Here is a 24,241-nt window from a genome sequence, read left to right as displayed (position 1 = left end):
GGGAGTCGGTGGGTAAGAGTCCAGACCGTGAACGCAAACCGCATCGCGAAAAAATGGGATAATTCGCGGAAAATGAATCGACTCGTTTAATCGGTTAGCGCCCGGTTGAGCCGAAACCGCCGCTACCGCGGTCGGTCCCGGGCAGCGACGCGGCGGGGACGAATTCCACCCGGACCACGGGCGCAATCACCATCTGCGCGATGCGTTCGCCGCGCCGGATCGGGAACGGTGCGTCGCCATGGTTGATCAGAAGCACGCCGATTTCGCCGCGATAATCCGCATCGACCGTGCCGGGCGCATTCAACACCGTGACGCCGTGTTTCGATGCAAGGCCCGAACGCGGACGGACCTGCGCTTCATAGCCCGGCGGAAGCGCGATCGAGAGGCCGGTCGGTACCAGCGCATATTGGCCCGGTGCAATCGTCATGGGCGCGGCTTCCGGCACCGCCGCCAGCAGGTCGAGCCCGGCGGCGTGCGCGCTCTGACAGGCCGGCAGCGGCAAGCCTTCGCCGTGCGGCAACTGGCGGATATCGACTTTGACCATGGCGCTCACGACGATCCCCCCACGGCTTTGGCGACGCGCGTTATCAGTTCGGCCGCAACCTGCTCTTTGGTCATCACCGGCCAGGAATCGACGTCGATATCCGCACCGGCGCGCCGGAGCAGATGAACGGTGTTGCGGTCGCCGCCCATCACGCCGGTTGCGGGGGAAACATCATTGGCGACGATCCAGTCGCAGCCCTTGCGTGCAAGCTTGGCCTTGGCGTTGTCGATCAGGTGTTCGGTCTCGGCGGCGAAGCCGATCACCAGCGGCGGCCGCTTGTCCCGAAGTTTTGAAACCGTCGCCAGAACGTCGGGGTTTTCCACCAGCTGCAGTGGCGGCATGCCGGCCGAAGTCTTTTTCAGTTTCTGCTCTCCCTCATTGGCGACACGCCAGTCGGCGACAGCGGCGGCGAAGATGGCGATATCCACCGGAAGGGCTGCTTCCACCCGCTGCAGCATGTCACGTGCGGATTCCACGCGTGTCACCGACACGCCGGCGGGATCGTCCAGTTCGACCGGGCCCGAGATCAGGGTGACGTCGGCGCCGGCAGCCTGCGCCGCCGCGGCGATGGCGTAACCTTGTTTGCCGGAGGAGCGGTTGGCGATGTAGCGCACCGGATCGATCGGCTCGTGCGTCGGCCCCGCGGTGATGAGGACGCGCTTGCCCGCCAGCGGGCGCGGTTGCGGCGGGCGCAGGATCCTTTCGGCAGCGGCCGCGATTTCCAGCGGCTCCGCCATCCGGCCGATACCGGCCTCATTGGCTTCGGCCATCTCACCGGCATTGGGCCCGATCATCGAGATGCCGTCGCGGGCCAGCTGTGCGACATTGCGGCGGGTCGCGGCATTGTTCCACATCAGCGGGTTCATCGCCGGCGCCAGCAGCATCGGCCGGTTGGCCGCGAGCAGGATGGCGCTGGCGAGATCGTCGGCATGGCCCTGTGCCATCTTCGCCATCAGGTCCGCGGTCGCGGGCGCCACCACGATCAGGTCGCAGTCACGGGCGAGCCGGATATGACCAGCATCGAACTCGCTCTCGGGGTCGAACAGATCGGTGTAGCAGCGCTCGTTCGACAGCGCGCTCGCAGTCAACGGGGTGACGAATTGTTGCGCCGCTTTGGTCAGCACGCAGCGGACCTGAATGTGGCGCTCCTTCAGCCGCCGGATCAGGTCCAGCGCCTTGTAGGCGGCGATACCGCCGCCGATGATCAGGGTGACGCGGGCCTGCACGGCCGCACCGGGCCGGTCGGGAGCGCGCAGCGGGCGCGCTGCGACCAGCGGGGCGGCCTGGGGGAGTGCTGCGGGGAATTCGGCCCGACCCTGGATCAGTTCTCCGAGGATCACCCGCACTTCCTCCTCCACGGAGCGGCCATGGCCGGCCGAACGCAGCCGCAGATAGGCCTTTACCGTCTCATCGAGTTTCCTGATGGTGAGGCTGGCCATGGTGATCCCGGAACGATATGATTGCAATGATATCATCATACGATTGCATTGCAATCACATTTGTCGGACCGCCATCAGGATCCCGATAAAGGTCACGGCGATGATCCAGAGCGCGATGGTGCGCCACCGGCTCTTGCGGCCTTCCGTTCGGCCCATCGCCGCGATCGTCGCCGGCGACAGCGTCAGCCCTTCCCGGGTCATGGTCTCCAACTGCTCCAGCACCGTCACCGACCGCGAGGCGAGAGCCGGGAGGCTCGCCAGCACGCGGCCGAGTTCACCGGCGCCGGACATCGCCCCCTGAATGCGCCCGACCGGTCCGAGATTGCGTTCGATCCATTCGCGAACCACGGGATCGGCCACCTTCCAGATGTCGAGTTTCGGGTCGAAGCCGCGCGCGACGCCTTCGACCACCACCATGGTCTTTTGCAGCAGGATCAGTTCCGGGCGGGTCCGCATGTCGAACAGGCCGGTGACTTCGAGCAATAGCGTCAGCAGCTTTGCCATCGAAATTTCTTCGGCGGTGCGGTTGTGGATCGGCTCACCGATGGCGCGGATCGCCTGCGCAAAATTCTCGACCGAATGGTGTCCCGGCACGTAGCCGGCTTCGAAATGCACTTCGGCGACCCGGCGATAATCGCGCGTGATGAATCCGAGCAGGATCTCGGCGAGGAAACGCCGCTCCTTCATGCCGAGCCGGCCCATGATGCCGAAATCCACCGCCACCAGCCGCCCGGCATCGTCGAGGAACAGATTGCCCGGGTGCATGTCGGCATGAAAAAAGCCGTCGCGCAGCGCATGGCGCAAAAAGCTCTGGATCACCTTGCGCCCCAATTCGGGCAGGTCGACCTGCGCTGCTTCAAGGCGGGCGTGATCGCTGAGCGCGATGCCGTCGATCCATTCCATCGTCAGGACATTGTGGGTCGTGCGGTCCCAATCGACGGTAGGCACGCGAAAATCCGGATCGTCGCGGGTGTTCTCGGCCATTTCCGAGAGAGCTGCCGCCTCAAGCCGCAAATCCATCTCCATCGCCACCGAGCGCGACATCGTATTGATGACCTCGATCAGCCGCAGCCGCCGGGCTTCCGCCGAATGGGCTTCGGCCTTGTGCGCGACAAAAAAGAAATCGGCGAGGTCGCGGCGGAAGCGCGCAGCGACATTGGGCCGGAGCACCTTCACCGCCACCGGTGTGCGCACGCCGTCATGCTCGGTTTCGCCGCGATGTACCTGCGCGATCGAGGCTGCGGCCACCGCCGGCCCGAAGCTTGCAAACGCCTGCGCGACAGGGCGTTCCAGCGACAGCGCGATGGCGGCTTCGGCCTCGCTCTGCGAAAACGGCGGCAGCCGGTCCTGCAGGCTTTCCAGATCGCGCGCCATGATGACGCCGACCACATCGGGCCGGGTGGCGAGAAACTGTCCGAGCTTGAGATAGGCCGGCCCCAGCCGCGTCAGCGCGCGCGACAGATGCGGACCGGACTTGGCGCCGGGGCGTTCGATCAATCGCGCGATACGCAACGCCAATTGTCCGGGCGGCGGCACCAGGGTCGGATCGACAACGCCGAACACGCCCTCGCGCGCGAACACGTAACCGGCGCGGGCCAGCCGCGCGATGTGGGTTATCGCGGAAATCACAAACACCAGCCCGAATGCAACGCCACGATGCCGCCCGAAAAACTTTGCCAGGACACCCGCGAGAACCCGGCGGCGCGGATCATCTCGGCAAACGCGTTCGGCTTGGGAAATTTGCGGATCGATTCCACGAGGTACTGGTAGGATTCGGCGTCGCCGGTCACGGCGCGGCCAAGCTGTGGAATCACCTTGAACGAAAACAGGTCGTAGATCCGCTCAAGGCCGGGCACATCGACGGTGGAGAATTCCAGGCACAAAAATCGGCTGCCGGGCCTCAGCACGCGAAACGCTTCGCTCAATGCCAGATCGATCCTTGGTACGTTGCGGATGCCGAATGCGATGGTGTAGGCATCAAAAGTGCGATTGGGGAACGCCAGCGCCTCGGCATTGCCCTCGACGAACGATACCCGGCCGTCGAGATGCCGCGCCGCGGCGCGTTCGCGGCCGACCTTTAGCATATCGGAATTGATGTCGCAGACGATGGCCCGAAAGCCCGGGCCTGCCGCCTTGGCCGCGCGGAATGCGATGTCGCCGGTGCCGCCGGCGACATCGAGCAGCGCAAATGGCGTATCGCTGCGCGGCGGATTGAGTGCGTTGATCATCAGGTCTTTCCAGACCCGATGCAGGCCCGCCGACATCAGATCGTTCATCAGGTCGTAGCGCTGTGCCACGCTGTGAAATACGTCGTTCACCAGCGTCTGCTTGTCGTTCAGGGGGACGTCCCTGAAGCCGAAATGCGTGGTTTCTCCCGGCCGGTCCATGTCTTTACGCCCTCGAACTGGTAACGGCGGACCATAGCGCGCCCGCCCCAATGGCGCTATCACGTCAACATCTCAAGGTGAATGACGTATGCCTGAATTGCCCGAAGTCGAGACGGTCCGCCGCGGCCTGCAGCCGGTCATGGAGGGCTCGAAAATCGTTAAAGCCGAGACCCGGCGCAAGGACTTGCGATTTCCATTCCAGAAGGACTTCATCGCGCGGCTGCAAGGCCAGACCGTGACGGGCATGGGCCGTCGCGCCAAATATCTGATGGCCGATCTGGCCTCGGGCGACGTGCTGCTGATGCATCTGGGAATGTCGGGGTCGTTCCGCGTCGTCAAGGATGAGGGCGAGAACGCGCCGGGCCGATTCCATCATCCGCGCAGCGAAGATCGCGCGCATGACCACGTGGTGCTCCACATGTCCTCGGGCGCGGCGGTGATTTTCAACGATCCGCGCCGCTTCGGCTACATGAAGATCATTGCGCGCAAGGCGCTCGATGACGAACCGTTGCTGAAAGGCCTCGGCCCCGAACCGCTCGGCAATGAATTCGACGCGGCAATGCTGGCGCGGTCCTGCGCCAACAAGAAGACCAGCCTGAAGGCGGCGCTGCTCGACCAGCGCGTGGTCGCAGGGCTCGGCAATATCTATGTCTGCGAGGCGCTCTACCGTGCCCGGCTGTCGCCACGAAGACTGGCTGCGACACTGGCGACCAAAAAGGGTGAACCGACCGATCACGCCAGGCGCCTGGTCGCGGCGATCCACGCGGTGCTCAATCAGGCGATCAAGGCCGGCGGCTCGTCGCTGCGCGATCATCGCCAGACCTCCGGCGAACTCGGCTATTTCCAGCACTCGTTTCAGGTCTACGACCGCGAAGGCCAGACATGCCAGACCGCCGGCTGCGCCGGCATCGTCAGGCGGTTTACGCAGAACGGACGATCGACCTTCTGGTGCCCGAAGTGCCAGAAGTGACGCGATAACCATCAGATGAACGGTGCTCGCGGTGCCAACGGTGGCCGGCGGCATCAATGCGATCCAGTTCCACGATGACGGCACGCTCTCGGGGGCTGCCTAGCGCCCGCGCGGGCGTTCGATGTGGGCTTGCTTGACACACGACCGCCTGGAGCCGCATCCTGCTCCTTGCGTTCGCCTCTTTAATCGACCGGAGTGACGCATGCCGGAATATTCGGCGGGAAAGGTGACCGACTACGCCGACGGCGACCGCAAGGTTATCGACTGCGCGGAATTGGAGGTCGGCGTCTTCAAGATCGATGGCGAATTTTTTGCGTGGCACAATCGCTGTGCGCATCGTGCAGGTCCGGTCTGCCAGGGACGCATCATGAAACGCGTGATCGAGCCGGTTGCGGATGATCGCACCACTCGCTCGCAGCAGTACGACCCCTCCGAGACCAACATCATATGTCCGTGGCATGGGTACGAATACAACATCAAGACCGGATGTCACCAGGGCAACAGCCGCATCCGGTTGCGCAAGGCGGAGATGACGATCAGGGACGGTGAAATCTATGTTCGGATCTGAGACGGATCGCAAGAACGATCGCTACGGCTGGATCGATGCGGCAGCTCCCGAACTGCTGCGTGCGTCGCGCGAACTGGTCGAGAACAACGAAGCCTGTCGCGTTTCCGATCAGGCTGTGGCGCAGATCTTGACCGCCGCGATCCGGCTCTATGTCGCCAAATCCGACGGGGAAGAACGAACGTTTCCGCCGATTGCCGGCGAACGGGACAGCGAGATGACGCCTACCGAGCTTTTATCGGCGGTGTCGGAAATGCTGCGCGCGCTGCATCTCGGTCCGATGGAGCTGGCGCTGTGGTACCGGCGCCGTCCCGACGAGGACAGCTATGGTGCGGGAGAAAAGCCATGAATATTCAAGGCAAGCTCGGTCCGCAGTTTTCGGCCGTTCAGCAGATCGACGTCCACACCGATACGCGCGACATCCTCGCCCATGCCCGTCGCAACGCCATCCGGCGCGGCCTGCAGGATTGGTTCGTGTGCGATATCGATGCCCACCACGTCGAGACCGTGTCCTGGAAAGAGGTGGTGACCTATATCGAGGATCCCGTGGTTCGCGACAATGCGATGCGGTTTCAGGCGGAGCGCATCGGCGCGCCGCCTTACGGGTTGAACGGCGACCTCGGCCTTCGCTATCAGTCGGTGGGTGGACGCATCCCGCATCAGGACGGCCAGCGCGAAATCGTCGAAGAGACCGATGTCCATCGCGACGTCACATTGACGCGCCGGGCGATGGATTCGCTCGGCATCGACAACATGGTGGTGTTTCCGACACCGATGCTGTTTCTCGGCATGCATCCGCAGCCGGAAATGGAGGTGTGGCTCGGCGGTGCCTATAACCGCTGGCTGATCGATCGCATCCTGTCGGGGGACGACCGGATCAAATCCCTGATCTACCTGCCGTTCAACACGCCCGTGGAAGCCGAGCGGACGGTCGAGCAACTCGGCGACAAAAAGGGCGTAATCGGCTTCTGCGTCACCAGCACCCGCTACAAGCCGGTGCATCACAACGATTATATGCGGCTTTATTCCATGATCGAGGAACGCGGCAAGCCGCTGGCGTTCCACGCCGGCTATCACTGGCAGGATCCGTCGCTTGCGACCGTAAACCGGTTTCTCGGCATGCACGCGCTGGGCTTCGTCTGGAGCAACATGATCCATATGACGAACTGGATCCTGAACGGGATCCCCGAACGGTTCCCCAAGCTGAAGACGTTATGGGTCGAAAGCGGATTGGCATGGGTGCCGTTCCTGATGCAGCGTCTCGACGACCAGTACCTGATGCGGCCTTCCGAAGCCCCGCAGCTCAAGCTGATGCCCAGCGAATACATGAACCACAATTGCTTCTACACGACGCAGCCGATGGAGACGACCCATCCCAAGGCGCTGGAAAATACCTTTGAGATGATCAAGGCCGAGACCCAGTTGATGTTCTCGTCCGACTGGCCGCATTTCGATTTCGATCTGCCGCAGGAAATATGCGATCTGCCGTTTCTGAACGAGCAGGCCAAGCGCAATATCCTGGGCCTGAACGCGGCTAGGATATTCAATCTCGATCCGACGCCGGTGAAGAAGCTGGTTGCTTTATAGAGCCCGGCTACTTCCTCACGCAGATCACGCGCACGACCGAAGCTTTGGCATCCGCCGCGCCGTTAGCCGCATCGACGCCGTTGGTTTTCAAAAACCCGCGAACGGTATCGGCAGGCACCAGCACCGCCTGCATCGGCGCGGCATTCGGCGGCCCGGCGACAACCGCCGGCTTCAATAGCGCAATGCCGGCGAATTTTCCGTCGGTATCGAGTGCCGCCGCGCCGGAAAATCCAATCGCCGGCGCCGGCGACAATGCGAGGTCGCTGCCACCGCCGGTTTGGGCAACCGCTGCCTTGACGCTGCTCGCCGCCGAGCCGCCGCCCTGATTTTGCGGATCGGCGATGCCCGTCAGCTCGATCGCGGATTTTGCCGTATCGCCGGCGAGGTTCAGTGGCTTCAGTCCGCGGGCGCCGTAAAGGCGCAAGAGCGCGAGATCGTGGTCCTTGTCCTCGGCGACGCGATCGGCATTTCCGTAGCCGGCAATGGTGATCGCAAGGCAGCCGTCGGTGACCTGACGGTCGGCGAGAAGTGCGCCATCGTCGCTGACGACGATCGCGGTGCCGTATTCGACGGTCTTGGGCGGCGCGCCCGCGATCAGGGCGCCCGACGGGAACGGGTTGAACGCGCTCGACATCGCGATCACCACCGGCTCGACAGTGTTTTCGGTGGCCTGGTCATAGAGGATGGTGAGGATGCGGACCTCGTCGCCTTTGAACGTTCCGCGCAGGTAGAATTTCTTCAAGCCCTGCAAGCCCGACAGCACGAAGAAATCCGGCTTGACCACGGTGTAGTCGATGTTGCGTCCAGGTTCCTTCCTTTCCCGCTCGGCGAGCTTGGCGGTAGTGGGATTGGCTTCCTTGCGCCGGACAAGCTGAATCTGGATGGTCCCGGTGGGCGAAGTCCATTTGGCGCCGTTGGCGTCGCTGGATTGCTGCGGCACCAGTTTGGTGGGGATGCCCAGCCGCGCCCCGGTGCCGGCATCGGTGATGATTTTCCAGCCGACATTGTCCTGCCGCCGCTTCGCGGTCTCGGCCAGTACGCCGCGCTCCTGCGGGTTGAGCGCGCCGGTCTGCCTGCCGCCGCGTTCCTTCTGGAATTCCTTGATGGCGGCGACCATGCGGTCGCTGACTTCGCCGGTGATGGCGCCGTTGTACTGGCCGACCCAGGCGAGATCCGACTGCAGCGCCAGACGCTCGTTCTGCGCCATCGCATTGGCGGTATCGGCAGGGGTCTGCAAAGCGGGCCGGACCGGGACCGTCGTCACCGGCTTCGGCTTGACGCCGGTCACCGCAGCCGTCTGCGCCTGGGCGGAAACCGCGGCGGCGACGATCATCAATGTTGCCGTCAGCACCGATCTCATGACAAATCCCGGGGTCATTGACCTGCCCGCAATTAAGCACATCTGCTTGGTGGGCAACAACAGGCCGAGGGTTCAAGGAACCACGAGGGGCAGCTAAAGGGGTTTGACCGGATCATGTTGAGTGCCGACGAACTCGAACGGTACGCCCGGCATATAGTGCTGCGCGAGGTCGGCGGCCCCGGCCAGGCCGCATTGAAGGAAGCGTCCGTGCTGGTGGTCGGCGCCGGCGGCCTCGGTGCGCCGGCGCTGATGTATCTTGCCGCGGCCGGTATCGGCACGCTCGGCGTGGTCGATGACGATGTCGTCTCGCTGTCCAACCTCCAGCGCCAGATCATTCACACCACGCCGGACATCGGCCGCCGCAAGGTCGACAGCGCCGCCGAACAAATTCACCGGCTCAATCCCCATGTCAGGTTTGCGGCCCACGCCAGCTGGCTCAATGCTGGCAATGCGATGTCGCTGATCGGCGGCTACGATCTCGTGCTTGACGGTTCCGACAATTTCGAAACCCGTTACCTGGTCTCCGATGCCTGTTTCCTCGCCGGCAAGCCGCTCGTCACCGCAGCGCTTGGCGTGTTCGATGGATCGCTGACCACGATCCGCGCGCATGAGAGAAACGCCGAAGGAGAGTTCAATCCGACCTATCGCTGTCTGTTTCCCGAACCGCCGCCGCCGGGCACGGTGCCGGCGTGCGCCGAGGCCGGCGTGATGGGCGCGCTCGCCGGCGTATTGGGGTCGATGATGGCGCTGGAAGCGATCCGCGAAATCGTCGGCTTTGGCGAAGGTCTGGTCGGGCGGCTGTTGATGGTGGACGCCCGCGCGATGCGGTTCGAGACGCTGCGCTATGCGCGCGACCCGCTAAATCCGCTCAACGGCGATGCGCTGGTGATTACGGATTTGAGCGGGCACAGATAGCGATCACAGCATGTTCGGCAGCACGCGGTCCGGCGGCTTGTGGTGGTCGAGGAAGGTCCTGATGTTGATGATCACCTTCTCGCCCATTTCGACACGGCCTTCGATGGTGGCCGAGCCCATATGCGGCAGCAGGGTGGCCTTGCCGGCCTTGGCGAGCCGCACCAGTTTCGGATTGACCGCGGGCTCGTGCTCGTAGACGTCGAGGCCGGCGCCGGCGATCTCCCCGGTCTCGATCAGTTTGGTCAGCGTCTCCTCGTCGATCACTTCGCCGCGCGCGGTGTTGACGATATAGGCGTCTTTCCGAATCAGTTTCAGCCGCCGCGCCGACAGCAGATGAAACGTCGCCGGCGTGTGCGGACAATTCACCGAGATGATGTCCATCCGCGCCAGCATCTGGTCGAGGCTTTCCCAATAGGTCGCGCCCAGTTCCTCGGCGATGCGCGGCGCCACGGGACGGCGGTTGTGATAGTGAATTTGCAGGCCGAAGGCGCGGGCGCGGCGCGCCACGGCCTGGCCGATGCGGCCCATGCCGATGATGCCGAGCCGTTTTCCGCCGATGCGATGGCCGAGCATCCAGGTCGGCGACCAGCCCGGCCAGCTCTTGCCTTCCGGCAGGATGGAGGCGCCTTCGATCAGCCGGCGCGGCACCGCGAGAATCAGCGCCATGGTCATGTCGGCAGTGTCTTCGGTCAGAACCTTCGGCGTGTTGGTCACGGTAATGCCGCGCGCATGGGCTGCGACCACGTCGATGTTGTCGACGCCGTTGCCGAAATTGGCGATCAGTTTCAGCTTGCAATCGGGCTGCTTGAGAGCCTCTTCATTGATCAGGTCGGTGACGGTCGGTACCAGAATATCGGCCGAGCGGACCGCCTCGGCGATTTGCTCCGGGGTCAACGGCGTATCGTCGAGATTGAGCCGGGCGTCGAACAGCTCGCGCATCCGGGTCTCGATCGAGTCCGGCAGCTTGCGCGTGACGACAACGAGAGGTTTTTTCTTAACCGACATGTTCTGCTCTCATGAGGTTGTTCAGACCTCATTAACCCGTTTGTTCGAGACTGCGATTTCCGCGCGATCCCGGCATTTCCCTGGGTTCCCGACGTTCCCGCTGGATTTCCCAAAGGGGATGTTCGGGCTTGTTCCGGTTTTTTGGCGTTCCGCTCTCTCTAGCAGAAGGCCGGGCCAAGACAAGAACCCTGGAATGACTGTCCAAGGGGTCGTCGGGCGGGGGTGACAGGGGCTCAGGGGTGGGCATTCCCAGGTTCTGGCGAGTGCGTTAGCGAGTGTTTCAACTCGAAGAATTTGAGTTGGGTTCTCGGCAGGAGACGAGTTGATGGCGTCGAGGCGTTTTTGTTCTGTGGCGGTGCTTGCGGCAAGCATGCTGGGCGGATCGCTCAGCACGGGATTTGCGGCAAAGGATGCGACCAACGCCGCCAGTGGCTTGCCAGTGCCGCGCTTTGTCAGCCTCAAATCCGATCATGTGAACGTCAGGGCCGGTCCGACCAAGGACAACGACGTTGCCTGGGTTTATACCCGCTCGGGCCTGCCGGTTGAAATCACCGCCGAATTCGAGAACTGGCGCCGGGTGCGCGATTCGGAAGGCGCCGAGGGCTGGGTCTATCACTCGCTGCTGTCGGGCCGCCGCACCGCCGTCATCACCATGAAGACCAAGGACGATCTCGCGCCGCTCTATGATCGCGCCGATCCAGCCGGCGCGGTCGCAGCCCGCCTGCAGGCCGGTGTCGTGGCCAACGTCAAGCGATGCGCGGCAGGCTGGTGCCACGTCAGCGGCGCCGGCTTCGATGGCTGGATCGAACAGCAACGGCTGTGGGGTGTCTACGCCGACGAGAAGGTCGAGTAGCTACGTCGTACGCTCACGTCGTCCCTGCGTTCGCAGGGACGACCTGCTCAGCGCTTCTTGCGCAGCCGGACCACCATGTCGACCCGGGATATCTCGTAGCCTTCAGGCACTTCCGGCATCTTCTGCAACACCAGATGCGGATCCGGGATATCGACCAGTTCGTGATTGTTTTCGAGATAGAAGTGATGATGCGCTGAAACGTTGGTGTCGAAATAGGTCTTGGTGCCGTCGACGCTGACCTGGCGCAGCAAGCCCGCATCGGTGAGCTGATTGAGCGTGTTGTAGACGGTGGCGAGCGACACCGGAACCTTGGCGATGGTGGCTTCCTCGTACAGCATTTCCGCGGTGAGGTGACGCGCGCCCTTGCCGAACAGCAGCCAGCCAAGCGCCATGCGTTGACGGGTCGGACGCAAGCCTGCCGCCTGCAGCATTTCATTGACATCGTGCCAGGGACATCCGGTCAGCGCCGGTTGGTGTCCGGCAGCACGGGCGGCCGGACTGACAGCGTCATCATTCAAAGCGTCGTCGTTGATATCCACGTTCGGCACCACATTGCAGATCCAGCACTATCGCAGCGGAATATAAGGAGAAAATTCGTCAGATGCAAGTTTTTCGCAACTAGAACAAACCCGGGTTGAAGGAACACGAGGGCGGCGCGGCGATTTACCCCGGCGGTGGTGCTTTGCCGCTTGCGGGGCCTATGATAGAGAGCGCCCGGACCCACGCTTTGCGACTTTCGGCCGAGGCGAGCGCGGTTGCCGTGGGACATCCCGACCTGCGGAATTGGCGCCAATTTGCGATTATTGGCGCGCTTCCTGAGCAAAAAGGTCCCTTTCGCTGGAAAAGGCTTCCATCGGGATTTTGAAAGAGACTGGACCCTATGCTGGATCGACGCGGTGGTTACGAATACGAGGATCTTCTGGCGTGCGGTCGCGGCGAGCTATTCGGGCCCGGGAACGCGCAATTGCCGCTGCCCCCGATGCTGATGTTTGACCGTATCAGCGAAATTTCCGAGACCGGCGGCGAATATGGCAAGGGCCTGGTTCGCGCCGAACTCGATGTGAAACCGGACCTTTGGTTCTTCGGCTGCCATTTCAAGGGCGATCCGGTGATGCCGGGATGTCTTGGCCTCGATGCCTTGTGGCAGATGGTCGGTTTCTTCCTTGGCTGGACCGGCGGCGAGGGACGCGGCCGGGCACTTGGGCTCGGAGAACTGAAGTTGGCCGGGCAAGTGCTGCCGAACGTACGCAAGGTTGTGTACAACGTCGATGTCAAACGCGTGATGCGCTCAAAGCTGGTGCTGGGCATCGCCGACGGGTGGCTTTCCATGGATGGCGAGATTATCTATCGGGCCAAGGATTTGAAGGTCGGGCTATTCAAGCAGGGTGCCGCCCCATAACCGGCCAGCACATGCTCCGGCCGGCGAGGCGGTTTTCGGTTTGACCAGGGCCATCACACAAAACGTAACGACAGGGCGAGGCGATCATGAGGCGGGTTGTCATCACGGGGATGGGTATCGTCTCATCCATCGGCAACAACACCCAGGAAGTGCTTGCAAGCCTCCATGAGGCGAAATCGGGAATCACGCGCGCGGAAAAATATGCCGAGCTCGGTTTCCGTTCCCAGGTGCAGGGCGCGCCGACGCTGAATCCGGCCGACGTGATCGATCGTCGCGCGATGCGATTCCTCGGCGAGGGCGCGGCGTGGAATCACGTCGCCATGGAGCAGGCGATCCAGGACTCCGGTCTCGAGCCGTCGGAAGTTTCCAACGTGCGCACCGGCATCATCATGGGCTCCGGCGGCCCTTCGGCCCGCACCATCGTGGAAGCGGCCGATATCACCCGCACCAAGGGGCCGAAACGGGTCGGACCGTTCGCGGTACCGAAAGCGATGTCCTCGACGGCGTCCGCGACGCTCGCCACCTGGTTCAAGATCAAGGGTGTGAACTATTCGATCTCATCGGCCTGCGCCACCTCGAACCATTGCATCGGCAATGCCTACGAGACCATCCAGATCGGCAAGCAGGACATTATTTTCGCCGGCGGCTGCGAAGAACTCGACTGGTCGCTGTCGGTGCTGTTCGACGCGATGGGCGCGATGTCGTCGAAATACAACGATACGCCGGCGACCGCTTCTCGTCCCTATGACGTGAGCCGCGACGGTTTTGTCATCGCCGGCGGCGCCGGAGTGGTGGTGCTGGAAGAACTCGAACACGCCAAAGCGCGCGGCGCGCGCATTTACGGCGAAATCGTCGGCTACGGCGCTACTTCGGACGGTTACGACATGGTCGCGCCCTCGGGCGAAGGCGCTGAACGCTGCATGCGAATGGCGCTGGCCACCGTGGATACCAAGATCGATTATATCAATCCGCATGCGACCTCGACGCCGGCGGGCGATCCGCCGGAAATCGAAGCGATCCGGAAAGTATTCGGGACCGGCGACAAGTGCCCGCCGATCTCGGCGACCAAGGCGCTGACCGGACATTCGCTCGGCGCCACCGGGGTGCAGGAGGCGATCTATTCGCTTTTGATGATGAACAACGGCTTCATCTGCGAAAGCGCCAATATCACCGAACTCGATCCGGCGTTTGCCGACATGCCGATCCTGCGCAAGCGCGTCGACAACGCCAGGCTCGGAACCGTACTGTCGAATTCCTTCGGGTTCGGCGGCACCAACGCCACGCTGGTGTTCAAGCGGATGGATGCGTGAGAATTTGTTATTCCATGCTCCGAAAGCGGGGGCATCCAGTATTCCGCGGCTTCGGTAGTCAATCGCAACGCTTCGTATTACTGGATCACCCGCTTTCGCGGGTGATGACAGCATCAGGGATGAGTGGAGCGTCGCGAATATGAACGACCTGATGAAGGGCAAGCGCGGGTTGATCATGGGCGTTGCCAATGATCATTCGATTGCCTGGGGCATTGCCAGAACACTGGCAGCCCAGGGTGCCGAGCTGGCCTTCACCTACCAGGGCGAGGCGCTGGGCAAACGCGTCAGGCCGCTGGCCGAACAGCTTGGCGTTCCCCTGGTTCTGCCGTGCGATGTCGAGGACATCGCCAGCGTCGATGCCGTGTTCGCCAGCCTGCGCGACAAGTGGGGGCACCTGGACTTTCTGGTCCATGCCATCGGCTTCACCGACAAGAACGAGCTTCGGGGCCGTTATGCCGACACCACGCGCGAAAACTTTTCGCGCACCATGGTGATTTCGTGTTTTTCCTTCACCGAGATCGCCAAACGCGCCGCGGACCTGATGCCGGAGTCCGGCGGCTCCATCATCACGCTGACGTTCGGCGGCTCGACCCGCGTGATGCCGAATTACAATGTGATGGGGGTTGCGAAAGCCGCGCTGGAAGCTTCCGTGCGCTATCTCGCTTTCGACTTCGGAAGGAGAAAAATCCGGGTCAATTCGATTTCAGCGGGCCCGGTGCGTACGCTCGCGGGCGCCGTGATCGGCGATTCCCGCACCATGTTCGCCTTTCAGCAAAAGCATTCGCCGCTCGGGCGCGGCGTTTCCCTTGATGAACTCGGCGGTTCGGCGCTGTACCTTTTGTCCGACCTGTCGACCGGTGTGACCGGGGAAATCCATTACGTCGATTCCGGCTACAACATCATCGCGATGCCGCGGCCGGAAGATCTGAAGGGCGAGTAGCGTTCGTCAGTGTTGGCGTGCGCCTTTAGGTTTTTTCGCCCGCCGCAAGCACGCCGGCGCGCTGAAATGCCGGACGCGCCGCGCAGCGATCGATATAGCGGTCGAATGACGGACGCGCCGGCACCAGCTTGAACAGCCGCACCGCGAAGTTGAGTCCCGAGCCGATCGCGATATCCGCGGCCGAGAATGTGTCGCCGAGAATCCAGGGTCCCTTCGTCAACGCGGCGTCGAGCACGTCGAACACCCGCTGCGCTTCGCCCCAGCCGGCGGCTACCGGATTCATCTCGATCTTGGTCGCGACCTGCACCATGGCGGGCTCGATGCAGCCCGGCGCGAAGAACAGCCAATAGAGATATTTGGCGCGCAAGGGGTCGCCGAGCGGCGGCGCGAGCTTGGCTTCGGGATAACGCTCGGCGACATAGGCGCAGATGGCGGCGGCTTCCGCGAGCGTTGCCTCGCCATCCCTGAGCGCCGGCACCTTGCCCATCGGATTGATCGCGAGATATTCCGGGGTCTTCTGCGCGCCCTTGGAAATATCGATCAGGACACGCTCGTAAGGTTGTCCGGTTTCGTCCATCAGCCACAGCGCGGAAAACGAGCGCGTGCGTGGCGACCAATACAGTTTCATCATTGAACCGCTCCCTCTTTCTTCCACCGATAGTATTTCATGACAAACCCCGTCATCGGCTCGACCTGTTCCTTTTCGAACACAAAGCCCTCGCGCTCATACCAGCGCCACGCTCTGTCATTTTCGCGGACGCAGCGCAGGTGGATTTCGTCCGGCAGATGCTGTCGGGTGAAAGCAAGCAGCGCTCGCCCAAGTCCTCGTCCCTGATGTTCCGGCGCGACAAATAATTGGTCGAGATAGCAAAGCGGCAGGTGCAGCGCCAGCATGGCCGCGATTTTCCCGTCATCGTCGGCGACGAACAGGTTCCAGCCTTTCTCGATTTCCAGCGGAATCCGTGCGCGCAGTTTCGCCAGCAGAAAATTACTGGCGTCCTCGATCCCGGTCGAGGCCCAGCTGTTCATCCAGACGCGGGCGATTTCGTCATATTCGTCCGGCCGGGCGGAACGGATGTTAGGCGGCATCGCAACGGGTCCGAATAATCCGGTTGAATAAGAAAGGGCGGCCTCTCTGCCGCCCTTTCTTCTTGGTCGCAGCGATCAGGCGCGGTCGAAGCGATCGGCGTTCATTACCTTGGCCCACGCCTTGACGAAGTCCTTTGCAAACTTCTCCTTGGCGTCGTTGCTGCCGTAGACTTCCGCGATGGCGCGCAGCTGGGAGTGCGACCCGAAGATCAGATCCACGCGTGTCCCGGTCCATTTCACCGCCTTGGTCTTGCGGTCGCGGCCCTCATAGCCGGAACCGGCCGGGTGCCATTCGGTGCTCATGTCGAGGAGGTTGACGAAGAAGTCGTTCGTCAACGTTTCCGGCTTCTTCGTGAAGACGCCGTGCTTCGAATTGCCGGCATTGGCGCCGAGCACGCGCAGGCCGCCTACCAGCACCGTCATCTCGGGTGCCGTCAGCGTCAGCAGTTGCGCCCGATCCACCAGGGCTTCTTCCGGCATTGTGAACTGCTGCTTGCCGCTGACATAGTTGCGGAAGCCGTCGGCGCGGGGTTCGAGCGGTGCGAAGGAAGCGGCGTCGGTCTGTTCCTGCGAAGCATCCATGCGGCCGGGCGTAAACGGCACCGTCACGGTCAGGCCGGCATCCTTCGCCGCTTTCTCGATTGCCGCGCTGCCGCCGAGCACGATCAGGTCGGCGAGCGACACCTTCTTGCCGAACCCCTTCTGGATCGCTTCGAGCTGTTGCAGCACCTTCGCCAGCTCAGGCGGATTGTTCACCTCCCAATCCTTCTGCGGGCTGAGGCGAATGCGCGCACCGTTGGCGCCGCCGCGCTTGTCGGAGCCGCGGAACGTCGAGGCCGATGCCCAGGCGGTCGAGACGAGCTGCGACACGGTGAGACCTGAGGCGAGGATTTTTGCCTTCAGCGTGGCGACGTCCTTGTCGTCGATCAGCGGATGATTGGGCGCGGGGATCGGGTCCTGCCAGATCAGCGTTTCCTTCGGCACCAGCGGGCCGAGGTAGCGTGCAATCGGGCCCATGTCGCGGTGCGTGAGCTTGAACCAGGCGCGGGCAAACGCGTCCGCGAACTGGTCCGGATGCTCATAGAAGCGCCGCGAGATCTTCTCGTAGGCCGGGTCGAAGCGCAGCGCGAGGTCCGAGGTCAGCATGGTCGGCACATGCTTCTTCGACTTGTCATACGCGTCGGGAATCGTGGCCTCGGCGCCTTTCGCTTTCCACTGCTTTGCGCCGGCCGGGCTCTTCGTCAGCTCCCACTCGTACTTGAACAGGTTCTCGAAGAAGTGGTTGCTCCACTTCGTCGGTGTCTGCGACCAGGTCACTTCCGGGCCGCCGGTGATGGCGTCGGCGCCGATGCCGGTGCCATACTTGCTCTTCCAGCCGAGGCCTTGATCCTCAAGGGCCGCGCCTTCGGGCTCGACGCCGATCAGTGACGGATCGCCCGCGCCGTGGGTCTTGCCGAAAGTGTGACCGCCGGCGATCAGCGCCACGGTCTCTTCGTCGTTCATCGCCATGCGCAAGAAGGTTTCGCGGATGTCCTTTGCCGAACCAATCGGATCAGGATTGCCGTTCGGGCCTTCCGGATTGACGTAGATCAGGCCCATCTGCACCGCACCGAGCGGCTCCGCCAGCTGACGTTCGCCGCTGTAACGCTCGTCGCCCAGCCACGTGCCTTCGGGACCCCAATAAAGCTCTTCAGGCTCCCACACGTCGGCGCGGCCACCGGCAAAGCCGAACGTCTTGAAGCCCATCGATTCGAGGGCGACATTGCCGGCAAGAATCATCAGGTCGGCCCAGGAAATTTTACGGCCATACTTCTGCTTGATGGGCCATAGCAGGCGGCGCGCCTTATCGAGATTGGTGTTATCCGGCCAGGAGTTGAGCGGCGCGAAGCGCTGCTGACCGGCGCCGGCGCCGCCGCGACCGTCGGTGATGCGGTAGGTACCGGCGCTATGCCAGGCCATCCGGATGAACAGTCCGCCATAGTGACCGAAATCGGCTGGCCACCATTCCTGCGAGTCCTTCATCAAGGCATGCAGGTCCTTGATCAAAGCGTTGAGGTCGAGGCCCTTGAACTCCTTGGCGTAGTCGAATGCCTCACCCATCGGATCGGCGGCGGGCGCGTTGGTGTGGAGTACGCTGATATCGAGATGCTCTGGCCACCAGTCGCGGTTCCTGTGTCCGTGGGTGCCGCCTGTGAACGGGCACTTGCCCGCGCTGTCGTCAGTCTTTGCGTCCATGTTTCTCTCCAATCGCGTTCTGTAATTTTCTTCGAGCTGTTTCCGTTTGGACGGATCATGACTTCCGGGGCGAAGCCGCGAAGGCATTGGCCCCACAGGGGTCCGCCTTGAGGGTAAGGCGACCTTTCGCCGTCGTCGGGCGAATTGATCTGGCGTTTCTCGCTATACGCCACTTTGGAAGATATCCAACATCAGGTCCAGTCGAATTGTCTTGAGCTCTCGATCAGTTTATCTGATGATAATGATCACGCTTCGGCAGCTTCGCTATCTCTCCGCGCTGGCCCGGCATGGCCACTTCGGCCGTGCCGCCGAGGCCTGTGCCGTAACCCAGCCCGCTTTGTCCATGCAAATCCGCGACCTTGAGCGCACGCTCGGTGTTGCCGTGGTGGAACGGCGTCCGGGCAATGTGATGCTGACCGATGTCGGGCGCGAAATCGCCCGCCGGGCCGAGGAGGTGCTGACGGCCTCGCGCGACCTCGTCGATTTCGCCCGCCATCGCAGCGGCCTGCTGACGGGGCGGCTGACGCTCGGCGTGATTCCGTCGCTGGCGCCCTATCTGCTGCCCCGGATTCTTCCCACGCTGCAAAGCCGGTTTCCGGAACTGCGGCTGGAATTGCGGGAAACCCAGACCCGCCAACTGGTGGAGGACATCAAGAGCGGCGGACTCGATGCCGCGATGCTGGCGCTGCCGCTGGGCGAGCCGGACATCGACACGCTTGCCTTGTTCGAGGATCTGTTCCTGCTCGCGGTGCCCTCGGGCGATCCGCGCCGGGAGCACACGCGGGTCGCGGTGGAGGAGATCGATCAAAGCCGGCTGATCCTGCTCGAAGACGGCCACTGCCTGCGCGATCAGGCGCTGGCGTTTTGCGCCACCGCCGCGCGCGGCCGCAATGTCGTCGCCGGCGGGGCGGTATTCGGCGCCTCCAGCCTCACCACCGTGATGCAGATGGTCGCGGGCGGTTATGGCGTGACGCTGATTCCGCAGATTGCCGCCGACGTCGAGCGGCGCGATGACCGGGTAAAATTCCTGCGGCTGGAAAATCCCGAGCCCGGCCGCACCATCGGACTGGCGTTCCGCCGTACCTCGCCGCGCAAGGTCGATTTCGCGGCACTCGGCGAGGTGGTGAAGGAAAGTGTGGATGTTGCGCCGAAGAAGGCGGCGAACAAGAAACAGGGCTGATCCTCGTCCCCCTCCCTCTCCCGCTTGCGGGGAGGGGACGTAGGTCGGTCGCCGCGAGGGACGGGTTGAAAGCTTGCAAAATGGAACCAACAAGAAGGGCGGCCTTTCGGCCGCCCCTGTTGTTATCGGTTGCTTGCGATGCCTACTCGCCGGCGGCTTCGCGCGGCGGAGCTTCCACCTTCTGCTTTGCCTCGAGGTCTTCGCCGGTGACCTGGTCGACCGCCTTCATCGACAGCCGGGTCTTGCCGCGGTCGTCGAAGCCGAGCAGCTTGACCTTGACCTTGTCGCCTTCCTTGACGACGTCGGAGGTCTTCTGCACGCGGTTGGCCGCGAGCTGGCTGATGTGGACGAGGCCGTCCTTGGCGCCGAAGAAGTTCACGAACGCGCCGAACTCCATCACCTTGACGACGGTGCCGTCATAGATCTGGCCAAGCTCGGGATCGGAGGCGATCGACTTGATCCACTTGATCGCGGCCTTGATCGATTCGCCGTCGGCGGACGCCACCTTCACGGTGCCGTCGTCGTCGATGTTGACCTTGGCGCCGGTCTTCTCGACGATTTCGCGGATCACCTTGCCGCCGGTGCCGATCACTTCGCGGATCTTGTCGGTCGGGATCTTGAAGGTCTCGATGCGCGGCGCGTATTCGCCGAGTTCGGCGCGGGCGGCGGTCAAGGCTTTCGACATCTCACCCAGGATGTGGATGCGGCCTTCCTTGGCCTGGCCGAGCGCGACCTTCATGATCTCCTCGGTAATCCCGGCGATCTTGATATCCATCTGCAGCGAGGTGATGCCCTGGTCGGTGCCGGCCACCTTGAAGTCCATGTCGCCCAGGTGATCCTCGTCGCCGAGGATGTCCGACAATACCGCAAAGCGCTTTCCTTCAAGGATGAGGCCCATCGCGATACCCGCGGTCGGCCGCTTCAGCGGCACGCCGGCGTCCATCAGCGACAGCGAGGCGCCGCAGACCGAAGCCATCGACGACGATCCGTTCGACTCGGTGATCTCGGAGACCACGCGCACCGTGTAGGGAAATTCGTGATGCGGCGGCAGCACCGGGTGGATCGCGCGCCAGGCCAGCTTGCCGTGGCCGATTTCACGCCGCTTGGTGGCGCCCATGCGTCCGGTTTCACCGACCGAGTAGGGAGGGAAGTTGTAGTGCAGCAGGAACTGCTCCTTGTACGTTCCCGACAGCGAGTCGATGTATTGTTCATCCTCGCCGGTGCCGAGGGTCGTCACCACCATCGCCTGGGTTTCACCGCGGGTGAACAGCGCCGAGCCGTGGGCGCGGGGCAGTATGCCGACTTCGGCGATGATCTGGCGCACGGTCTTGGAATCGCGGCCGTCGATGCGCTTGCCGGTGTCGAGGATGTTCCAGCGCACGATCTTGGCTTCGAGTTCCTTGAACACGCCGGCGATGCGGAGCTTGTCGTATTTCGGCTCCTGGCCTTCGGGGAAATAATGCGCCATCACCTTTTCCTTGGCCTTGCCGACCGCGGCGTAGCGATCCTGCTTGACCGGAATGGCGTATGCCGAGCGCAGATCGGTTTCGATCATTCCCAGCATTTCCTTCTCGAGCGCGCTCTCATCGACGATCTTGACGTCGCGCGGCTCCTTGGCGGCTTTTTCGGCAAGTTCGATGATCGCGTTGACCACCGGCTGGAAATGCCGGTGTCCGAACATCACCGCACCGAGCATGATGTCTTCGTTGAGTTCTTTCGCTTCCGATTCCACCATCAGCACGGCATCCGCAGTGCCGGCGACGACGAGGTCGAGCTGGGTTTCGACCATCTCGTCCAGCGTCGGGTTGAGGACGTATTCGTCATTGACGAAACCGACGCGGGCCGCCCCGATCGGGCCCTTGAAAGGCGCGCCGGACAGCGTCAGCGCCGCGGAAGCCGCGACCACCGCCAGCACGTCCGGATCGTTCTCCATGTCGTGCGACAGCACGGTGACGACGACCTGGGTCTCGTTGCGCCAGCCCTCGACGAACAGCGGGCGGACCGGGCGATCGATCAGGCGAGAGACCAGGGTTTCCTTTTCGGTCGGACGCCCCTCGCGCTTGAAGTAGCCGCCCGGGATACGGCCCGCGGCATAGGTCTTTTCGATGTAGTCGACGGTCAGCGGCAGGAAGTCGACGCCTTCGCGCGGTGTCTTGGCGGCGACGACGGTGGCGAGCACGACGGTCTCGCCATAGGTAGCCACGACGGCGCCATCGGCCTGACGGGCGATCTTGCCGGTTTCAAGCCTGAGGGGACGGCCGCCCCAGTCGATCTCCACTGAATGAATCTTAAACATTGCGATCTTCTTTCATGGTTTCACGAAAGCAAAGGACGCTTGAAACGCAAAAACCATGCGCAAGATTGCGGGACGCTGAGCGCATTGTCGCGATCAGCATCCGGCGATCCTGCCATGGTCTTCATGTTTCGAATGGCGTCCATCCTTCCGATGGTACGGGCATCTTACCCGTTACGCCCAGCTGCCGGATTGCTGCTGGACACGCCGCACAGCCGTTGATGGAATACCAACCGGCAGGTGCGAAAACGCGCGCGAAAGGCGCGCGTAAACTGTACTCAACGGCGAATGTTATGCTTTTCAAGCAAAGCCTTGTAGCGCGCCTCGTCCTTCCGCTTGATATAATCAAGCAGCGAACGGCGCGTTGCGACCATTTTCAAAAGCCCGCGGCGTGAATGATTGTCCTTCACGTGGGATTTGAAATGGTCGGTGAGGTTGTTGATGCGTTCCGACAGGATCGCGACCTGAACCTCGGGCGAGCCGGTATCGCCGGCCTTGTTGGCATTCGTCTTGATGACTTCCGCTTTGCGCTCTGCGGTAATCGACATCGTCAAACACTTTCGTTGCGACCGGAACTGGCAGTCAGTCCGGTCAGGTTGAACACGCGCTTGGGGATGAGTTCGCCATTGCCAATTTCGGCGAGGGCCAGAAGCCGACCTGCCACCGTGACATAGACTGTGCCGCTACTATTGGGCGCATCCCGTCCGCGCAACAAAACGGCCTGGCCCCTGTGGAGCCTTGCCGCATCAGCCCGTGTGACGGCCAGCGCCGGGATGTCGTCCAGTGCGGTCTCAACGGGCAAAAGCGCGTCGGCGAGGCTGCCCTCGCCAGACGCGGCTCTATCGCACAAAGCCTCCAACTGTTCCAGCGGAATCATGTCCGCTTCCGTGAAGGGACCGACCAGGGTCCGCCGCAACGCGCAGATATGGCCGTAACAGCCGAGGATTCGGCCGATATCGCGGGCTAGTGCCCGCACATAGGTGCCCTTGCCGCACTCGGCCTCGAACACCGAATGGCTGCTATCTGATTGTTCTACAAGGGTTAATTGATGAATCTCGACCGGCCTTGGCTTCAGTTCGACGACCTCGCCATCCCGCGCCAGGTCATAGGCGCGCTCGCCCTGGACCTTGATGGCGGAATATTGCGGCGGGGTCTGTTCGATCAAGCCGGTAAACTGCGGCAGCAGGTCCCGAATCGCCTCGGCGGCGGGCCTCAATTCGCTGGTTTTGACGACGCGGCCCTCGGTATCGTCGGTGTCGCGTTCCTCGCCCCAGCACACCGTGAAGCGGTAGCGCTTGCGGCCGTCCATCACGAACGGAACGGTTTTGGTGGCTTCGCCCATCGCGATCGGCAAGCCCCCCGATGCGAGCGGATCGAGCGTTCCGGCGTGGCCGGCGCGCTTGGCCTGGAACAGCCGCTTCACGATCGCGACCGCGTGGGTCGAGGTCATGCCGATCGGCTTGTCGAGCACCACCCAGCCATGGACGTCGCGCTTGTCGCGCCGTGGCTGGTTGTTCTGGCGCGGCTGCTTGCCGCCGCGAGGGGCCTGATCCCGCGGGTCATTGTCGGTGCCGAGATCGCGCGGCTGCGGAAAATTATTTTTTTCGGCGTCCGGCGATTCGGCATTTTGCGGCTCGATCGCGCCGTTTGCGGTAGTCACGATCATCAGGATTTGTCCGAATTGGGTGCGAGGTCTCTTTGCACCGCGGGTGTTCGCAATAATTTCTCTATTCGTTCCGCTTCATCGAATCGCTCGTCGATCCGGAAGCGAATATCAGGCGCAAATTTTAAGTTAACGCGCCGCGCGGTCTCGCCGCGCAGGAACTTCTTGTTGCGCTCCAGTGCCGCGATCACCTTGTCGGTATCGCGGCCGCCGAGCGGCATCACATAGACGGTCGCGAGCTTGAGGTCCGGGGACATTCGCACTTCGGGCACGGTGATGATGTGGCCTTCGAGATCCGGGTCATGCACGCTACCTTGCGAAAGAATATCCGCGATCGCATGGCGCACGATCTCGCCGACCCGCAACTGACGCTGCGAGCCGCCGGGGGCGGAAGTCTTTTTGTGATGGGGCATTCAATTCACCTTGTCATGCCCGGGCGTGACCAGGGCATCCATCTTTTCATTTCAAGAGTCCGCCTTCTGGCGGCTGGATTGCCGGGCCACCTAG

General features: G+C 62.8%; 24 protein-coding genes. 10 read left to right on the top strand and 14 right to left on the bottom strand.

The window, feature by feature from the left end; all coding sequences use genetic code 11:
* Nucleotides 1–94 precede the first annotated feature (94 nt).
* The 4 genes from dut to ubiE are packed head-to-tail and all read right to left on the bottom strand — an operon-like array spanning nucleotide 95 to nucleotide 4,370.
* Entirely contained in the window at nucleotides 95–553 is a 459-nt protein-coding gene (gene dut / locus E7813_RS14675) for a dUTP diphosphatase (RefSeq protein WP_291575076.1), read from the bottom strand.
* Complete coding sequence (coaBC, locus tag E7813_RS14670; RefSeq protein WP_291575074.1) at nucleotides 550–1,983, bottom strand: bifunctional phosphopantothenoylcysteine decarboxylase/phosphopantothenate--cysteine ligase CoaBC; 1,434 nt, start codon at nucleotides 1,981–1,983, stop codon at nucleotides 550–552. The genes dut and coaBC overlap by 4 nt, the downstream gene beginning before the upstream one ends.
* Before the next feature lie 54 nt (nucleotides 1,984–2,037).
* Nucleotides 2,038–3,612: a 2-polyprenylphenol 6-hydroxylase gene (gene ubiB / locus E7813_RS14665; RefSeq protein WP_291575079.1), complete on the bottom strand. Its 1,575-nt coding sequence runs from the start codon at nucleotides 3,610–3,612 to the stop codon at nucleotides 2,038–2,040.
* Nucleotides 3,609–4,370, bottom strand: a complete 762-nt coding sequence (gene ubiE, locus E7813_RS14660) for a bifunctional demethylmenaquinone methyltransferase/2-methoxy-6-polyprenyl-1,4-benzoquinol methylase UbiE (RefSeq protein ID WP_291575073.1) — start codon at nucleotides 4,368–4,370, stop codon at nucleotides 3,609–3,611. The genes ubiB and ubiE overlap by 4 nt, the downstream gene beginning before the upstream one ends.
* 88 nt (nucleotides 4,371–4,458) lie before the next feature.
* On the opposite strand from ubiE, the gene mutM reads away from it, so the two are divergent.
* From mutM to E7813_RS14640, 4 genes are all read left to right on the top strand, one after another.
* Entirely contained in the window at nucleotides 4,459–5,340 is an 882-nt protein-coding gene (gene mutM / locus E7813_RS14655; protein WP_291575072.1) for a bifunctional DNA-formamidopyrimidine glycosylase/DNA-(apurinic or apyrimidinic site) lyase, read from the top strand.
* A 202-nt stretch (nucleotides 5,341–5,542) separates the two neighbouring features.
* Nucleotides 5,543–5,908 (top strand): Rieske 2Fe-2S domain-containing protein, encoded by a 366-nt coding sequence (locus E7813_RS14650; RefSeq protein WP_291575071.1) that lies wholly within the window; start codon nucleotides 5,543–5,545, stop codon nucleotides 5,906–5,908.
* Nucleotides 5,895–6,254, top strand: a complete 360-nt coding sequence (locus E7813_RS14645) for a hypothetical protein (RefSeq protein WP_291575070.1) — start codon at nucleotides 5,895–5,897, stop codon at nucleotides 6,252–6,254. Before E7813_RS14650 ends, E7813_RS14645 begins: the two co-directional genes overlap by 14 nt.
* Nucleotides 6,251–7,492 (top strand): amidohydrolase family protein, encoded by a 1,242-nt coding sequence (locus tag E7813_RS14640; RefSeq protein ID WP_291575069.1) that lies wholly within the window; start codon nucleotides 6,251–6,253, stop codon nucleotides 7,490–7,492. The genes E7813_RS14645 and E7813_RS14640 overlap by 4 nt, the downstream gene beginning before the upstream one ends.
* Before the next feature lie 7 nt (nucleotides 7,493–7,499).
* Here the strand turns inward: E7813_RS14640 and E7813_RS14635 are convergent, their stop codons facing one another.
* Nucleotides 7,500–8,852 (bottom strand): serine protease, encoded by a 1,353-nt coding sequence (locus E7813_RS14635; protein WP_291575067.1) that lies wholly within the window; start codon nucleotides 8,850–8,852, stop codon nucleotides 7,500–7,502.
* Between the two features lie 114 nt (nucleotides 8,853–8,966).
* Here E7813_RS14635 and moeB point away from each other — a divergent pair, with 114 nt between their 5' ends.
* Complete coding sequence (gene moeB / locus E7813_RS14630) at nucleotides 8,967–9,767, top strand: molybdopterin-synthase adenylyltransferase MoeB (protein WP_291575065.1); 801 nt, start codon at nucleotides 8,967–8,969, stop codon at nucleotides 9,765–9,767.
* A 3-nt stretch (nucleotides 9,768–9,770) separates the two neighbouring features.
* Here the strand turns inward: moeB and E7813_RS14625 are convergent, their stop codons facing one another.
* Nucleotides 9,771–10,772: a D-glycerate dehydrogenase gene (locus tag E7813_RS14625; RefSeq protein ID WP_291575063.1), complete on the bottom strand. Its 1,002-nt coding sequence runs from the start codon at nucleotides 10,770–10,772 to the stop codon at nucleotides 9,771–9,773.
* 325 nt (nucleotides 10,773–11,097) lie between these two features.
* Between E7813_RS14625 and E7813_RS14620 the strand changes: the two genes are divergently transcribed.
* On the top strand, nucleotides 11,098–11,625 hold the full coding sequence (locus E7813_RS14620; RefSeq protein WP_291575061.1) for an SH3 domain-containing protein: 528 nt from the start codon (nucleotides 11,098–11,100) through the stop codon (nucleotides 11,623–11,625).
* Between the two features lie 47 nt (nucleotides 11,626–11,672).
* Here E7813_RS14620 and irrA read toward each other — a convergent pair whose 3' ends face one another.
* The gene (gene irrA / locus E7813_RS14615; protein ID WP_291575077.1) at nucleotides 11,673–12,158 is read right to left on the bottom strand and encodes an iron response transcriptional regulator IrrA; all 486 of its coding nucleotides are present in this window, start codon (nucleotides 12,156–12,158) and stop codon (nucleotides 11,673–11,675) included.
* 347 nt (nucleotides 12,159–12,505) lie between these two features.
* On the opposite strand from irrA, the gene fabA reads away from it, so the two are divergent.
* The 3 genes from fabA to fabI all read left to right on the top strand — a co-directional run bounded on the left by fabA (nucleotide 12,506) and on the right by fabI (nucleotide 15,274).
* Complete coding sequence (gene fabA / locus E7813_RS14610) at nucleotides 12,506–13,024, top strand: 3-hydroxyacyl-[acyl-carrier-protein] dehydratase FabA (protein ID WP_291575060.1); 519 nt, start codon at nucleotides 12,506–12,508, stop codon at nucleotides 13,022–13,024.
* An 86-nt stretch (nucleotides 13,025–13,110) separates the two neighbouring features.
* Nucleotides 13,111–14,334 carry a beta-ketoacyl-ACP synthase I gene (gene fabB, locus E7813_RS14605; protein ID WP_291575059.1) on the top strand — a complete coding sequence of 408 codons (1,224 nt, stop codon included), beginning with the start codon at nucleotides 13,111–13,113 and terminating at the stop codon, nucleotides 14,332–14,334.
* A 139-nt stretch (nucleotides 14,335–14,473) separates the two neighbouring features.
* Complete coding sequence (gene fabI / locus E7813_RS14600) at nucleotides 14,474–15,274, top strand: enoyl-ACP reductase FabI (RefSeq protein ID WP_291575058.1); 801 nt, start codon at nucleotides 14,474–14,476, stop codon at nucleotides 15,272–15,274.
* Nucleotides 15,275–15,299: 25 nt separating this feature from the next.
* Here fabI and E7813_RS14595 read toward each other — a convergent pair whose 3' ends face one another.
* The 3 genes from E7813_RS14595 to katG all read right to left on the bottom strand — a co-directional run bounded on the left by E7813_RS14595 (nucleotide 15,300) and on the right by katG (nucleotide 18,598).
* On the bottom strand, nucleotides 15,300–15,905 hold the full coding sequence (locus tag E7813_RS14595) for a glutathione S-transferase family protein (RefSeq protein WP_291575057.1): 606 nt from the start codon (nucleotides 15,903–15,905) through the stop codon (nucleotides 15,300–15,302).
* Nucleotides 15,902–16,363 (bottom strand): GNAT family N-acetyltransferase, encoded by a 462-nt coding sequence (locus E7813_RS14590; protein WP_291575056.1) that lies wholly within the window; start codon nucleotides 16,361–16,363, stop codon nucleotides 15,902–15,904. The genes E7813_RS14595 and E7813_RS14590 overlap by 4 nt, the downstream gene beginning before the upstream one ends.
* 75 nt (nucleotides 16,364–16,438) lie before the next feature.
* Nucleotides 16,439–18,598 (bottom strand): catalase/peroxidase HPI, encoded by a 2,160-nt coding sequence (katG, locus tag E7813_RS14585; RefSeq protein ID WP_291575055.1) that lies wholly within the window; start codon nucleotides 18,596–18,598, stop codon nucleotides 16,439–16,441.
* 241 nt (nucleotides 18,599–18,839) lie between these two features.
* On the opposite strand from katG, the gene E7813_RS14580 reads away from it, so the two are divergent.
* Nucleotides 18,840–19,778, top strand: coding sequence for a LysR substrate-binding domain-containing protein (locus E7813_RS14580; RefSeq protein ID WP_291575053.1), 939 nt, complete (start codon nucleotides 18,840–18,842; stop codon nucleotides 19,776–19,778).
* A gap of 142 nt (nucleotides 19,779–19,920) precedes the next feature.
* Here the strand turns inward: E7813_RS14580 and pnp are convergent, their stop codons facing one another.
* From pnp to rbfA, 4 genes are all read right to left on the bottom strand, one after another.
* Entirely contained in the window at nucleotides 19,921–22,074 is a 2,154-nt protein-coding gene (pnp, locus tag E7813_RS14575; RefSeq protein WP_291575051.1) for a polyribonucleotide nucleotidyltransferase, read from the bottom strand.
* A 275-nt stretch (nucleotides 22,075–22,349) separates the two neighbouring features.
* Nucleotides 22,350–22,619 (bottom strand): 30S ribosomal protein S15, encoded by a 270-nt coding sequence (rpsO, locus tag E7813_RS14570; protein WP_291575050.1) that lies wholly within the window; start codon nucleotides 22,617–22,619, stop codon nucleotides 22,350–22,352.
* A 2-nt stretch (nucleotides 22,620–22,621) separates the two neighbouring features.
* The gene (truB, locus tag E7813_RS14565; protein WP_291575049.1) at nucleotides 22,622–23,737 is read right to left on the bottom strand and encodes a tRNA pseudouridine(55) synthase TruB; all 1,116 of its coding nucleotides are present in this window, start codon (nucleotides 23,735–23,737) and stop codon (nucleotides 22,622–22,624) included.
* A complete protein-coding gene (gene rbfA, locus E7813_RS14560; RefSeq protein WP_291575048.1) occupies nucleotides 23,737–24,147 on the bottom strand; it encodes a 30S ribosome-binding factor RbfA in 411 nt (136 codons plus the stop codon). The genes truB and rbfA overlap by 1 nt, the downstream gene beginning before the upstream one ends.
* Nucleotides 24,148–24,241 lie beyond the last annotated feature (94 nt).

The organism is Bradyrhizobium sp., from assembly GCF_004799405.1.
Lineage (GTDB): Bacteria > Pseudomonadota > Alphaproteobacteria > Rhizobiales > Xanthobacteraceae > Bradyrhizobium.
This window is presented reverse-complemented; position numbering and strand designations above follow the sequence as displayed.